The organism is Streptomyces longhuiensis (assembly GCF_020616555.1).
Classification (GTDB): domain Bacteria; phylum Actinomycetota; class Actinomycetes; order Streptomycetales; family Streptomycetaceae; genus Streptomyces; species Streptomyces longhuiensis.
In genome coordinates, this window is the sequence record NZ_CP085173.1 from 7,153,923 (window position 1) to 7,167,702 (window position 13,780).

11 protein-coding genes are annotated in these 13,780 nt (G+C 70.3%); 4 read left to right on the forward strand and 7 right to left on the reverse strand.

Annotated elements, in window-relative coordinates:
- The first annotated feature begins 2 nt into the window (after positions 1–2).
- On the forward strand, positions 3–1,478 hold the full coding sequence (locus LGI35_RS32850) for a glycosyltransferase family 2 protein (RefSeq protein WP_227297913.1): 1,476 nt from the start codon (positions 3–5) through the stop codon (positions 1,476–1,478).
- A gap of 50 nt (positions 1,479–1,528) precedes the next feature.
- Positions 1,529–4,276: a bifunctional glycosyltransferase/CDP-glycerol:glycerophosphate glycerophosphotransferase gene (locus LGI35_RS32855; RefSeq protein ID WP_227297914.1), complete on the forward strand. Its 2,748-nt coding sequence runs from the start codon at positions 1,529–1,531 to the stop codon at positions 4,274–4,276.
- A gap of 22 nt (positions 4,277–4,298) precedes the next feature.
- Here the strand turns inward: LGI35_RS32855 and LGI35_RS32860 are convergent, their stop codons facing one another.
- The 7 genes from LGI35_RS32860 to LGI35_RS32890 all read right to left on the reverse strand — a co-directional run bounded on the left by LGI35_RS32860 (position 4,299) and on the right by LGI35_RS32890 (position 12,072).
- A complete protein-coding gene (locus LGI35_RS32860; protein WP_227297915.1) occupies positions 4,299–4,649 on the reverse strand; it encodes a PIN domain-containing protein in 351 nt (116 codons plus the stop codon).
- Positions 4,650–4,748: 99 nt separating this feature from the next.
- Positions 4,749–6,881 (reverse strand): 3-hydroxyacyl-CoA dehydrogenase NAD-binding domain-containing protein, encoded by a 2,133-nt coding sequence (locus tag LGI35_RS32865; RefSeq protein ID WP_227297916.1) that lies wholly within the window; start codon positions 6,879–6,881, stop codon positions 4,749–4,751.
- Positions 6,878–8,104 (reverse strand): thiolase family protein, encoded by a 1,227-nt coding sequence (locus tag LGI35_RS32870; RefSeq protein ID WP_116508707.1) that lies wholly within the window; start codon positions 8,102–8,104, stop codon positions 6,878–6,880. The genes LGI35_RS32865 and LGI35_RS32870 overlap by 4 nt, the downstream gene beginning before the upstream one ends.
- Before the next feature lie 134 nt (positions 8,105–8,238).
- Positions 8,239–8,949 carry a ferritin-like domain-containing protein gene (locus LGI35_RS32875; protein ID WP_227297917.1) on the reverse strand — a complete coding sequence of 237 codons (711 nt, stop codon included), beginning with the start codon at positions 8,947–8,949 and terminating at the stop codon, positions 8,239–8,241.
- 99 nt (positions 8,950–9,048) lie between these two features.
- Positions 9,049–10,332 carry a ribonuclease D gene (locus tag LGI35_RS32880; RefSeq protein ID WP_227297918.1) on the reverse strand — a complete coding sequence of 428 codons (1,284 nt, stop codon included), beginning with the start codon at positions 10,330–10,332 and terminating at the stop codon, positions 9,049–9,051.
- Between the two features lie 84 nt (positions 10,333–10,416).
- A complete protein-coding gene (locus LGI35_RS32885) occupies positions 10,417–11,079 on the reverse strand; it encodes a response regulator transcription factor (RefSeq protein WP_100591261.1) in 663 nt (220 codons plus the stop codon).
- A gap of 357 nt (positions 11,080–11,436) precedes the next feature.
- Positions 11,437–12,072, reverse strand: a complete 636-nt coding sequence (locus LGI35_RS32890; protein ID WP_376223815.1) for a DUF3000 domain-containing protein — start codon at positions 12,070–12,072, stop codon at positions 11,437–11,439.
- A 152-nt stretch (positions 12,073–12,224) separates the two neighbouring features.
- Here LGI35_RS32890 and hemE point away from each other — a divergent pair, with 152 nt between their 5' ends.
- Both hemE and LGI35_RS32900 read left to right on the forward strand, forming a co-directional pair.
- A complete protein-coding gene (gene hemE / locus LGI35_RS32895; protein ID WP_227297920.1) occupies positions 12,225–13,292 on the forward strand; it encodes a uroporphyrinogen decarboxylase in 1,068 nt (355 codons plus the stop codon).
- Between the two features lie 130 nt (positions 13,293–13,422).
- Complete coding sequence (locus LGI35_RS32900) at positions 13,423–13,776, forward strand: hypothetical protein (protein ID WP_227297921.1); 354 nt, start codon at positions 13,423–13,425, stop codon at positions 13,774–13,776.
- Positions 13,777–13,780 lie beyond the last annotated feature (4 nt).

Consider the following 13,780-nt stretch of genomic DNA (forward strand, 5'->3'; position numbering starts at 1 on the left):
GTATGTCCCAATCCAGCCGTGACGTGACCGTCGTCGTGCCGTTCCGCGATGTCCAGAATTTCTTCTCCGAATTCCTGGCCTCGGTGGCGGCACAGACGGCTTTCTCGCGTGCGCACGTGATACTCGTCGACAACGGCAGCACCGATCACTCGGTGGGTATCGCGAGTGAGTTCGCCGGTCTGTATCCCAACGTCGACCTGGTCTCGCAGCCGCACGGAAGAGCCGGCGACGCGCGGAACACGGGTATGGACATGGCCGCGACACCGTACATCGTCTTCTGGGACGCCGACGACATCGTGCCCGAGCGGTCCCTGGAAGTTCTGCGGAACACCATCATCAAGACCAGGGCCACCGTCGTCGTGGGCCGCGAGAAGCAGTTCCCGAAGCCGGTCAAGGCGCCGTGGCACAAGTACTTCGGCAAGAACGTCAAGACGGTGGACAGCGTCGTCGACATCCCCGACCTGATCCACTCGGCGTCCTGCTGGAACAAGATCTTCGACCTCGACCTGCTGCGCTCCCAGGGCATCCGGTTCGGCACCGCCACGGCCTTCGAGGACGCCTACGTCTCGATCCCCGCGCTGCTCCTGGCCGAGCGCATCTCGCTGGTCGACGCCCCCGTCTACGAGTACCGCAGGCGCGGCGACGGCACGTCCGTCATGGACACCCTCTGGGATCTCCCGCAGAACTACGCCGACCAGCTGGTGATGCTGGAGTACCTCGCGGCGATGCGTGAGCAGCTGACGCCGTACCAGCAGGAGACGCTGGAGCGGTTCCTCATCCGCAGCATGCAGGGATTCCTGCTGAGGGCCCCGCGGGTGCTCAGCGAATCCGAGTGCCGGCAGCTCTTCGAGCGGTGCCGCGCCCTCTACTGGGGCATCACCTCGGAGTCCTTCGTCCGCAGCACGAACGACACCCGGCACCGGCTGCCCTATCTCGCGCTGCACTTCGGGGACTTCGACCTCTTCCACCGCCCGGCCGCCGTCCTCGGCGCAGTCTTCGGCCGTGAGGCGGACCTTTACGTCGACTACCCGGGCACGTCCTGGGCGCTGCCGCTCACGAAGGTCACGTCGGTTCCGGCCCGCATCGAGGGGATCTCCGCCGCTGACGGCGGAAACGCGGTCGTCCACGGGCGGTTCTCGGTGAACGGTATTCCCGACGAACTGCTGGAGAAGATCGAACTGCAGGTCTGGTTCGAGCGGAGCGGCAAGACCCTTCCGGCGGTGAACCACGGACAGGTCCACGACCAGGCGGGTCAGGGCGGAGCCGCCTTCAGCGTCACCCTCGACCCCCGGGAGTTCCCGGCCGGCGCCTTCCCCGTACGGCTCGTGCTGTGCACCCGGGGCAGGAACGTCTCGCGGCCGTGCGGTGTGTCCCCCGGCGTCGTCCAGCAGCCCCCGGTGACCGGTTTCCACGGCCTCACGCGCATCGCCGCCGAGGGCTCGGACGCCCGGCTCGTCGTCGAGTCCACGCAAGCCTGATCAACATCCGCTCCAGAGATGGGGTATTCGGCAGAAAACAGGAGTCATAAGTGTTCGATCCCGTCTACGACGTCGCCGTCGTCGTCCCCATCTTCAATGTGGAGAGATATCTCCAGGAGTGCCTGGACTCGCTGGCGCGCCAGACGATATTCGACCGCTGCCAGGTGATTCTCGTCGACAACGGCAGCAGCGACAGCTCGCCTGCCATCGCCGCGGGATTCGCCGCCCAGCACCAGAACGTATGGGCTTTCGTCCACCCCACGGGGAAGGCCGGCGGCGCCCGTAACGCGGGAATGGACCTGGTCAGTTCCCGGTACATCACGTTCTGCGACTCCGACGACGTACTGCCCGAGGACGCCCTCGAGGTCATGTGGCGGACCGCGGTGAAGGAGCGCGTGCCGCTCACCATCGGGCGCATGGAGACGTTCCCGGAGGCGACCAACTGGCCGTGGCTCCGCTACTTCGGGACGGGTGTCCAGGTGCATCCCGGGATCGAGAACATTCCGGAGATGATTCACGGCGGAAGCGCCTGCCACAAACTCTTCGACGTCGAGTTCATCCGCGCGAACAACATCCGGTTCCGCGAAGGCGTGCACTTCGAGGACGCGTTCTTCTCGGTTCCCGCCATGCTGCTCGCGGACCGCATCGCGATGGTGCCCAGCACGGTCTACCAGTACCGCAAGCGCGCCGCCGAGGACTCCACGATGGACAAGCTGTGGGAGCGCAAGGCGAACTACTGGGACCACCTCCTGCTGGAGGAGTACCTGATGACGCTCCGCCCCCGCCTCTCCGGCCACCGGCAGGAAGTCCTCAACCGGTTCCTGGTGCGCAGCTACCAGGGATTCGCCCTGCGTGCGCCGCAGGTCATGGAGGAGCAGGAGCTGTTCCAGCTCTTCACGCGGGCCCGCGCCGTCTACACCCAGCTGACGCCCGACGCGGTCATGACGTCCACCCACGACACCCGCCACCGCGTTCCGTTCCTCGCGATGTACATGAACTGGTTCGAGCTGTTCGCGCGCCCGGAGCAGGCGCTCACCGGTGTGTACGGGCGGGCCGGCGACCTCTACCTCGACATCTCGGTGCCGAGCGCGCTGCTCCCGCTGACCAAGGTCTCCTCCACCAGCGTGCACGTGGAACGCATCCAGGAGGACCCCGAGTCCGACGGGATCGTCGTGGCCGGCCGCTTCGTGCTCAACGGCCTGCCGATGAACCGGCCCATGCGCAACCCCATGCAGCTGTGGCCGGAGACGAGCGGCCAGATGGTGACCGCGCGGCAGGTGTGGCGCAGCGACCTGAAGGCCACCCGTGACGATCTCGAATGGGGCGGATTCGAGGCCGTGGTCCCCGTAGGGGCCATCAAGGACGGCGAGTTCCCGCTGAAGCTGGTGTTCTGCACCTCCGGCCGCGACGTCTCACGCCCGTGCATGACCACCACCGCGATGCTGCGCAGCGCCCGCGGCATGAACGTCGGGGGCCGCTGGGTCCTGCCGATGTCGAAGGGCAAGGACAACGCCGTGCTGCTCGTCCGGGAGGCGCAGGGCAGGGGAAGGGGAGCTGACAAGGACTGGGAGGAGTTCCTCCAGGGCATGGACGAGGACCAGAAGAAGCGCAAGGCGCCCTTCTGGCGGGCCCGCGCCATCCGGCGCGCCACGCTCAGGTTCTTCCGCCGCAAGGAGATCTGGCTGATCGCCGAGCGCAAGGACACCGCCCAGGACAACAGCCTGCACCTGTTCAGGTACCTGCGTACGCACGAGCGCCGCCGCAAGGCGTACTACGTCATCGACAAGGGAAGCGCGGACCGGGCCAAGCTGAAGCGCCTGGGGAACGTGGTGGCCCACAGCTCGTGGAAGCACAAGCTGCTGATGCTGCACGCGTCCCTGCTGATCAACGCCTATGACATCGACTCGTACATGCTCCCCGACGGCTGGGACCGCGGGCAGTACCTCAAGCACCTCAACTGGCGTGTGGGCGCCAAGCGGGTCTTCCTCCAGCACGGTGTCACCGACGAGGACGGCAGCAAGGCCCTGCACCGCAACAGGACCGGCGTGGATCTGGTGTTCGCCACCAGCGACCGGGAAGCCCAGTACTTCTCCGAGCACATGCACTACGGCGAGCAGGCCAAGGCGCTCGGCTTCCCGCGCTTCGACGCGCTCCAGCCGGACCGCGGCGGCCGCCGCGTCCTCCTCATGCCCACCTGGCGCAAGTACCTGACGATCCCCTCCTACCTCCAGCAGGAGGGCGCCGACCAGGACGCCGTCAACGAGATCTTCCGTGAGTCGGCCTACCGGGACTTCGTGGTACGGCTGCTGCGCGACCCGAAGCTCATGGAAGCGCTGGAGTACTACGACTACACGCTCGACTTCCTGCCGCACTACGAGATGCGGAACATGATCGACGGAGTCGTTCCGGACCACCCTCGGGTGCAGCGCCTGGACCAGACGAAGGTCAGCGTCCAGACGGCCCTGCGCCAGTGCGACCTGTTCATCACCGACTGGTCCTCGGTCCACTTCGACATGGCCTACCTCGGCACGCCGCTCGTCTACGCCCGGTTCGACCCCGACGAGTACTGGGCGAAGCACGCCAGGAAGGGCTACTTCGAGGCGGAGCACGACGGGTTCGGGCCGGTGTGCGGCAACGTCGACGAGGTCGTGACCGAAGTGATCCGCTACCTCGGCAACGGGTGCGCGCGCGAGCCGGAGTACGACCGCAGGGCGCGGGCGTTCTTCGCCTTCGAGGACCGCGACAACTGCGCCCGCGCGACGGCCGCGATCGCGGAGCTCGCGGCGTCGGACAGATAGGGCGCGTCGCGGCGCGCGTGCCTCACGCGGGCCGCACCGTCCGCGGTCCCACGCAGGCGGCGCCCAACTCGCCCACGCGGCGGCGCAGTTCACGGTCGGCGGTCACCACGGTGCACGGCCTTTCGGCGGCGGCGACCAGGTCCACGATGTGGTCGTCGCCGCTTCCCGTCGCCGATTCGACCCGTACGCCCGGCACCGACTCCACACCGCGTGCGGCGCCCTCGACGACGAGCACGATGTCGACGTCCTCGCGCTCGGCGTGGGCCACCAGGCTGTCCCGCAGGCGTTCGGCCGCGCCCCGCCGGTCGCGCCACCACCCGTCGGGGACCGAACCGACGACATTGGCGCCGTCGACGATCAGCAGCATGGTCATGAGGTCCCGCCCTTCTCCCGCACGAGCGTACCCAGACCGCGCAAACACCGGTGCCCGGCACGCCAGTTGGCATGCCGGGCACCGGTTCGTGCGGGGGAGTTACGCCGGAACGCTCGCCACGCCCTGCGCCAGGAACCGCTTGCCGGTCACCCGCTCGCTGACGCCCTCACGGTCCAGGTACGGCGTGATGCCGCCCAGGTGGAAGGGCCAGCCGGCGCCGGTGATCAGGCACAGGTCGATGTCCTGGGCCTCGGCGACGACACCCTCGTCGAGCATGAGGCCGATCTCCTGCGCCACCGCGTCGAGCACGCGGTCGCGGACCTGCTCCTCCGTCAGGACGACGTCGCCCTGCTTGAGGAGGGCGGCGACCTCGGGGTCCAGCTCCGGCTTCCCGGAGTCGTAGACGTAGAAGCCGCGCTTGCCGGCCTTGACGACCGCCGCGAGGTTCGGGGACACCGTGAAGCGCTCCGGGAAGGCGCGGTTCAGGGTCTCCGAGACGTGCAGACCGATCGCGGGACCGACCAGCTCCAGGAGCACCAGCGGGGACATCGGCAGGCCGAGCGGCTCGACGGCCTTCTCGGCGACCTCGACCGGGGTGCCCTCGTCGATGACGTTCTGGATCTCGCCCATGAAGCGGGTGAGGATGCGGTTCACGACGAACGCCGGGGCGTCCTTCACCAGCACCGCGGTCTTCTTCAGCTTCTTGGCGACACCGAAGGCGGTGGCCAGCGAGGCGTCGTCGGTCCGCTCGCCGCGGACGATCTCCAGGAGCGGGAGGATCGCGACCGGGTTGAAGAAGTGGAAGCCGACGACCCGCTCGGGGTGCTTCAGCTTCGACGCCATCTCGGTGACCGAGAGGGACGAGGTGTTGGTGGCGAGGATCGCGTGCGCCGGGGCGACCGCCTCGACCTCCGCGAACACCTGCTGCTTGACGCCGATCTCCTCGAAGACGGCCTCGATGATGAAGTCCGCGTCGGAGAAGCCCTCGGCCTTGTCCAGGACGCCGCTCACCAGCGCCTTGAGGCGGTTGGCCTTGTCCTGGTTGACACGGCCCTTGCCGAGCAGCTTCTCGATCTCGGCGTGGACGTAGCCCACACCCTTGTCGACGCGCTCCTGGTCGATGTCGGTCAGGACGACCGGCACCTCGAGGCGGCGCAGGAAGAGCAGCGCGAGCTGCGAGGCCATCAGGCCCGCACCCACGACGCCGACCTTGGTGACCGGACGCGCGAGCGACTTGTCCGGCGCACCCGCCGGGCGCTTGCCGCGCTTCTGGACGAGGCTGAACGAGTAGATACCCGCGCGCAGTTCGCCACCCATGATCAGGTCGGCGAGCGCCTTGTCCTCGGCGTCGAACCCGGCCTGCAGGTTCCCGTCCTTGGCGGCGGCGATGATGTCGAGGGCGCGGTACGCGGCCGGGGCCGCCCCGTGCACCTTGCTGTCGGCGATGAACTTGCCGCGCGCGACGGCCTCGTCCCACGCGTCGCCGCGGTCGACCTCGGCACGCTCGACGGCCACGTCGCCCTTGAGGACGTTCGCCGTCCAGATCAGCGACTGCTCCAGGAAGTCGGCGCCCTCGAAGATCGCGTCGGCGATGCCGAGTTCGAAGACCTGCTTGCCCTTGAGCTGGCGGTTCTGGTTGAGCGAGTTCTCGATGATGACCGAGACGGCCTTGTCGGCGCCGATCAGGTTCGGCAGCAGCGCGCAGCCGCCCCAGCCCGGGACCAGACCGAGGAAGACCTCGGGGAGCGAGAACGCGGGCAGCGCCTTGGAGACGGTGCGGTAGGTGCAGTGCAGACCGACCTCGACACCGCCGCCCATGGCCGCGCCGTTGTAGTACGCGAACGTCGGCACGGCGAGGCCCGAGAGGCGCTTGAAGACCTCGTGGCCGCCCTTGCCGATGGCCAGCGCGTCGTCGTGCTTCTTGAGGAGCTCGACGCCCTTGAGGTCGGCGCCGACGGCGAAGATGAACGGCTTGCCGGTGATGCCGGCGCCGACGATCGTGCCCTCGGCCGCCTCCTTCTCGACCTGGTCGATCGCGGCGTTCAGGTTCGCGAGCGAGGCCGGGCCGAAGGTGGTCGGCTTGGTGTGGTCGAAGCCGTTGTCGAGCGTGATCAGCGCGAACCGGCCCGCGCCGAACGGCAGGTCGAGGTGGCGTACGTTCGCCGACGTGACGACCTCGTCCGGGAACAGCTCGGCGGCGCCCTTCAGGAGCTCAGCGGTGGTGGTGCTCACTTGTCGCCTCCGGCGTCCTTGTGGTGCGGGTTCTCCCAGATGACCGTGGCGCCCATGCCGAAGCCGACGCACATCGTCGTCAGGCCGTAGCGGACCTCGGGCTGCTCCTCGAACTGGCGGGCAAGCTGCGTCATCAGGCGCACGCCGGAGGAGGCCAGCGGGTGACCGAACGCGATGGCGCCGCCGTACTGGTTGACGCGCGCGTCGTCGTCGGCGATGCCGTAGTGGTCCAGGAAGGCGAGGACCTGGACGGCGAAGGCCTCGTTGATCTCGAAGAGGTTGATGTCCTCGATCGACAGACCGGCCTTGGCGAGTGCCTTCTCCGTCGCCGGGATCGGGCCGTAGCCCATGACCTCGGGCTCGACGCCGGTGAAGGCGTAGGAGACCAGGCGCATCTTGACCGGCAGGTTGTGCTCGCGGGCGAAGTCCTCGGACGCGATGATCGACGCGGTCGCACCGTCGTTCAGACCGGCGGCGTTGCCCGCGGTGACGCGGCCGTGCACGCGGAACGGCGTCTTGAGGCCGGAGAGGTTCTCCAGCGTGGTGCCCGGGCGCATCGGCTCGTCGGCGGTGACCAGGCCCCAGCCGGTCTCGCCGACGTCCGGGTTGGTGTTGCGCACGGAGATCGGGACCAGGTCCTGCTGGATCTTCCCGTTCGCGTACGCCTTCGCCGCCTTCTCCTGCGAGCGCACGGCGTACTCGTCGGCGCGCTGCTTGGTGATCTGCGGGTAGCGGTCGTGCAGGTTCTCGGCGGTCATGCCCATGAACAGGGCGGACTCGTCGACGAGCTTCTCCGACACGAAACGCGGGTTCGGGTCGACGCCCTCGCCCATCGGGTGGCGGCCCATGTGCTCGACACCGCCGGCGATGACGGCGTCGTACGCGCCGAAGGCGATGGAGCCCGCGGTGGCGGTGACGGCGGTCAGCGCGCCGGCGCACATGCGGTCGATGGAGTAGCCGGGCACGGACTGCGGGAGGCCCGCGAGGATGCCGGCGGTGCGGCCGAGGGTCAGGCCCTGGTCGCCGATCTGCGTGGTCGCGGCGATCGCGACCTCGTCGATCTTCGCGGGGTCCAGGGCCGGGTTGCGGCGCAGCAGCTCCCTGATGGCCTTCACGACGAGATCGTCGGCGCGGGTCTCGTGGTAGATGCCCTTCGGGCCCGCCTTGCCGAACGGGGTGCGGACGCCGTCGACGAAGACGACGTCCCTGACGGTACGAGGCACGATGGCTCTCCTCCAGATGCGGGATGGCACTGCCGCGCGGCACGCACCCGGGATGCGGGAAGCGCGCTGCGAATACCGTCATGCTACTTGCGGGTAACCAAGACGTGTAGTCCCCCCGGCCGGAGCGGCGAAGGTCACACCGCGCGATCGAGGATCGAGCGCACCACGGGCCCCGCCGAAGCCATCACGTCACGGACGAACCGCGCCCGTCCCAGCCCGAGTCCGCGCAGCGCCGGGCCGTGGTCGCAGGCGACGACGAGCGCCGCGGCGAGGAGCAGCGCCCGCCACCCCAGGAGTACCAGGAGCCCCACCGGGCGCGGCATCCGCGCGAAGGCCTCGCGCAGCCGCTCGCAGTGGAACGGCACATGCCGCTCCTCGTCGGCGAGGATCGCCCCGGCCACCCGTGTCGTGAGCGCGTCGTCGGTGCCGTCGCGCAGCGCGCGGTAGTAACGCAGCGCCACGACCTCGGCGACCATCAGGACCAGGAGTTCGAGCCGCAGCCCGAGAAGCCGGCGCAGCCGGACGAAGACGGTGTCGCTCCAGTGCGAGGGGAGCGGCGGCACCCCGCCGGCGCCGAGCAGCAGCCCGAGCAGCCGGGCGTGGTTCTGCTCCTCGGCCACGAAGAGCCGCACGGCACGCGCGTACGCGGCGTCGCCCGCCCGGTCGGCCTTGGCGATCAGGTTCGCCCCGTCACCGCTCTCGCCGACCTGGAAGCGCCGCACGCTCCGCCAGATCGCGGGATGCACCCGCGCGCCCCGCTCCCAGGCGGGCTCGGGTGACGCGGCCCGGCGCTCCCGTTCGTCCTCGAAGTCCCGCACCCATGCCCCGTACCCCCTGGTGATCATGGGAGTGACCGTAGACAGCCCTCCCCGCCGCGGCGAGCGAGGAGGGGCCACCGGTACGAAACCGCTACGAACGCGGGGCGCCGCGCGGCGCCCCGCGGGTCAGGCGGTCTGCTTCAGGGCCTCGGCGAGCAGCGGAGTGACCTGCTCGACCTGCCAGGGCCGCGCCCCGTACCCGCGCAGCGCCTCGGCCACCGCCGCCTCGGAGCGGTCGCCCGGGGGCTCCCAGCACACCCGGCGGACCGTGTCCGGCGTGATCAGGTTCTCCTGTGGCATGTTCAGCGTCTCGGCCAGCGCCGACACCGCGGCCCGCGCGGCGGAGAGCCGAGCCGCGGCGACCGGGTCCTTGTCGGCCCAGGCACGCGGGGGAGGAGGCCCGGCGAGCGGGGCTCCGGGCTGCGGCAGCTCCGCGTCGGGCAGCTCCTTCGCCCGGTCCACGGCCGCCTGCCACTGCTCCAGCTGACGCCGGCCCGTACGGTGCCCGAAGCCGGGCAGCGCGGCCAGCGCGTGCACATTCGCGGGAAGCGAGAGCGCCGCCTCGACGATCGCGCCGTCCCCGAGCACCTTGCCCGGCGACACGTCGCGCCGCTGCGCGATCCGGTCCCGCGCGGTCCACAGCTCCCGTACGACGGCCATCTGCCGGCGCCGCCGCACCTTGTGCATTCCGGACGTGCGCCGCCACGGGTCCTTGCGGGGCGGCGCGGGCGGCGCCGAGGCGATGGCGTCGAACTCCTGGTGCGCCCAGTCCAGCTTGCCCTGCCGGTCGAGCTCCTTCTCCAGCGCGTCCCGCAGGTCCACGAGGAGCTCCACGTCCAGCGCCGCGTAGCGCAGCCACGGGTCGGGCAGGGGCCGCGTCGACCAGTCGACGGCGGAGTGGCCCTTCTCCAGGACGTAGCCGAGGACGTTCTCCACCATCGCGCCGAGCCCCACACGCGGGAAACCGGCCAGGCGCCCGGCGAGCTCGGTGTCGAAGAGGCGGCTGGGGACCATACCTATTTCGCGCAGGCACGGCAGGTCCTGCGTCGCGGCGTGCAGTACCCACTCGGCGTCGGCGATCGCGTCGCCGAGGGCGGACAGGTCGGGGCACGCGACGGGGTCGACGAGCGCGGAGCCCGCGCCCTCGCGGCGCAGCTGCACCAGGTAGGCGCGCTGCCCGTAGCGGTAGCCGGAGGCGCGCTCGGCGTCGACGGCCACGGGCCCGGTGCCCGCGGCGAAGGCCGCGACCACCTCGGCCAGGGAGGCCTCGTCGGCGATCACCGGCGGGATGCCCTCGCGCGGCTCGAGCAGGGGGATCGGCACCTCCGCAACAGAGCCGCCGTCGTCCGGGGGTGCGCCCCCGGTGGTTCGCAGTGAACTGTCTGCTGCGGTCTCTTGGGCGTCGGTCACCTGTCAAGGGTATCTGTGTATGTACAGCGCCCGTCGACGGAACGTTCCGTCGACGGGCGATGAAGGTACGTAAACCAGTCAGGGTCAGTGGATGATTCCGGTGCGCAGGGCCACGGCCACCATTCCGGCGCGGTCTCCCGTGCCGAGCTTGCGCGCGATGCGGGCGAGGTGGCTCTTGACGGTCAGAGCGGACAGGCCCATCGAGACTCCGATGGCCTTGTTCGACTGGCCCTCGGCGACGAGCCGGAGCACCTCGACCTCGCGGCCTGACAGTTCGCGGTAGCCGCCCGGGTGGCTCGGAGCACCCGGGGGGCGGCGGTGCATACGGGCCGCGGCGGACCCGATGGGGGCGGCGCCGGGGCGGGAGGGGAGCCCGACGTTGGTACGGGTGCCGGTGACGACGTAGCCCTTGACACCGCCCGCGAGGGCGTTGCGTACGGCGCCGATGTCGTCGGCTGCGGAAAGCGCGAGCCCGTTGGGCCAGCCCGCGGCACGGGTTTCGGACAGAAGGGTCAGGCCGGAGCCGTCGGGAAGGTGGACGTCGGCGACGCAGATGTCGCGGGGGTTGCCGATGCGGGGACGAGCCTCCGCGACGGACGAGGCCTCGATGACGTCACGTACACCGAGCGCCCACAGGTGGCGGGTGACGGTGGAACGGACGCGGGGGTCGGCCACGACCACCATGGCGGTCGGCTTGTTCGGGCGGTAGGCGACCAGGCTTGCGGGCTGCTCGAGGAGAACGGACACCAGGCCTCCTGGGGTGCGGGACGGGACCGGCTCGGGGATGAAGCCGGGGCGAACCGTGCTTTCAAGGTCACAGACCTCTTCGGCAGTAAACCCGCTCGCCTTTAGAGAAAGATCACGATTTAGTGAGTAACAATTCGTGCAATTCGGACACGCGATCGATCATCCGAAGATCGAACCGAATCACAACGGGACCGGAACTCTTCGAGGTCCGGTCCCGATCCGTACGGTCGCTGCCCCTCGTCACCGGCGGCGGAAGGCCGAAAATCGCCTGTCGATGGCTGTTCCTCGTCGTCCGTCAGGACTTCCACGTCGCCGTTCATGGCTCTCGCGTCGCTGTTCGGGACTTCTGCACCGCCGTCAGGACGTCTGCGGGCCCCGGCGCTGAGGCAGCGTCACCACGGAGGCGTCCCCGGGACCGGCCGGCGGCAGGCCCGCGATCTGGCTGAGCAGATCGCACCAGGCCGCCAGGTGGGAGGCCGTGTCCGGCACCCCGCCGAGCCCCTCACGCGGTGTCCACGAGGCACGGATCTCGATCTGCGACGCCGGGGCACGCTCACCGAGCCCGCCGAAGTAGTGCGAACTCGCCCGCGTCACCGTGCCGCTCGCCTCCCCGAACGACAGGCCCCGCCCCTGGAGCGCGCCCGTCAGCCACGACCAGCAGACCTCGGGGAGCAGCGGGTCCGCCGCCATCTCCGGCTCCAGCTCCGCCCGCACCAGCGTCACCAGGCGGAACGTCCCGCGCCACGCGTCGTGCCCCGCCGGGTCGTGCAGCAGGACGAGGCGGCCGTCCGCGAGGTCGTCGTCGCCGTCCACCACCGCGGCCTCCAGCGCGTACGCGTAGGGCGCGAGGCGCTGCGGCGGCTTGGTCGGGTCCACCTCGATCTCCGGGCGCAGCCGCGTTCCCCGCAAGGCCTCGACCGCCGCCCGGAACGGCGGTGGAGCCGAGTCCACCGGATCCTTCGTCTTGCTCCCCTCCCGCTCCGATTCACTCATTCCCTCAGCGCCGTCCGACAGTCGTCCCTCAGCCGCAGCCATGCGGGGAAGATTAAGGGGAACGCGGCCTTCGCGCAGGGAGAGACACCCGGCACCCCCACCTCGATGTCCCCGCGCCCGGCGGGGTTCGCGCCCGTGCGAGACTTTCCGACGTGAGTGCCAACCTCCGCCCCACGGGCCAGCAGCCGACAGCGACGTACGAATCCGCCTTCCTCAAGGCGTGCCGGCGTGAGCCGGTGCCGCACACCCCGGTGTGGTTCATGCGGCAGGCCGGTCGCTCACTGCCCGAGTACCTCAAGGTGCGCGAGGGCATTCCGATGCTCGACTCCTGCATGATGCCCGAGCTCGTCGCCGAGATCACGATGCAGCCCGTGCGCCGCCACCACGTCGACGCGGCCATCTACTTCAGCGACATCGTCGTACCGCTCAAGGCCATCGGCATCGACCTGGACATCAAGCCGGGCGTCGGTCCCGTCGTCGAGCAGCCGATCCGCTCGCGCGCCGACCTCGCGCGGCTGCGCGACCTCACGCCCGAGGACGTCTGGTACGTCACCGAGGCGATCGGCCTCCTGACGGCCGAGCTCGGCTCCACCCCGCTCATCGGTTTCGCCGGCGCGCCTTTCACCCTCGCGAGCTACCTCGTGGAGGGCGGTCCGTCCAAGAGCCACGAGCACACCAAGGCGCTCATGTACGGCGACCCGCAGCTGTGGGCCGACCTCCTCGACCGCCTCGCCGAGATCACCTCCGCGTTCCTCAAGGTGCAGATCGAGGCCGGCGCCTCCGCCGTCCAGCTCTTCGACTCGTGGGTCGGCGCGCTCGCCCCCGCCGACTACCGGCGCTCCGTGATGCCCGCGTCGTCCAAGGTGTTCAAGGCCGTCGAGGAGTACGGCGTGCCGCGCATCCACTTCGGCGTCGGCACCGGTGAGCTCCTCGGTCTCATGGGCGAGGCCGGCGCCGACGTGGTCGGCGTCGACTGGCGCGTCCCGCTCGACGAGGCCGCGCGCCGCGTCGGCCCCGGCAAGGCGCTCCAGGGCAACCTCGACCCGGCGGTCCTCTTCTCCACGCCGGAGGCGGTGGAGACCAAGGCCCGCGAGGTGCTCGACGCGGCGGCCGACCTGGAGGGCCACGTCTTCAACCTCGGGCACGGTGTGCCGCCCACCACCGACCCGGACTCCCTGACGCGTCTCGTCGAGTACGTCCACACGCAGACCGCCCGCTAGGGGTGGTGGGGGCGGGCTCGTGCCCGCCCCCGTCCCGCTGACCGAACAGCGCCCGCCTGAACGAAAGCCGCCCGCCGCGCGTACGTCATGCCGAGCAGTGTCCCGCCGCCCCAAGCGAGGAGACCAGCCCATGACCGACCATCAGCCGGGTGCCCCCGTCCCGCCCCTCACCGCCCTGCCGGACGGTGAGGCCCAGCTCGCCGTCGTGCTGCGCCTCACCTGGGAGGACCTGGCCGCGCTCGGTCAGGAGGCGGGCCGTATCGCCGCCCGCACGCACCGCCCGGTCACGCTCGACGAGGCCGTCAGCCACCGCCTGCGCACCCGCCTGCCCGCCTCCCACGCCAAGCCCCCGCAGCCCACGGCCGCTTCCGCCCTGAGCGCGGCCGCGTCCCGCACGCCCGGCGACCAGGCGCGCCAGGCCATAGAGCAGATCAAAGGCACGTCCACCCCGATGCCACCCCGCTCGGGCCCGGACACGCCCTAGGGGT

What these genes read in the sequence shown, in the direction of transcription:
- LGI35_RS32850 (WP_227297913.1), top strand. Translation starts at nt 3, where the DNA reads ATGTCCCAATCCAGCCGTGACGTGACCGTCGTCGTGCCGTTCCGCGAT.
- LGI35_RS32860 (WP_227297915.1), bottom strand. Translation starts at nt 4,649, where the DNA reads ATGACCATGCTGCTGATCGTCGACGGCGCCAATGTCGTCGGTTCGGTC.
- LGI35_RS32875 (WP_227297917.1), bottom strand. Translation starts at nt 8,949, where the DNA reads ATGATCACCAGGGGGTACGGGGCATGGGTGCGGGACTTCGAGGACGAA.
- LGI35_RS32890 (WP_376223815.1), bottom strand. Translation starts at nt 12,072, where the DNA reads ATGAGTGAATCGGAGCGGGAGGGGAGCAAGACGAAGGATCCGGTGGAC.
- LGI35_RS32900 (WP_227297921.1), top strand. Translation starts at nt 13,423, where the DNA reads ATGACCGACCATCAGCCGGGTGCCCCCGTCCCGCCCCTCACCGCCCTG.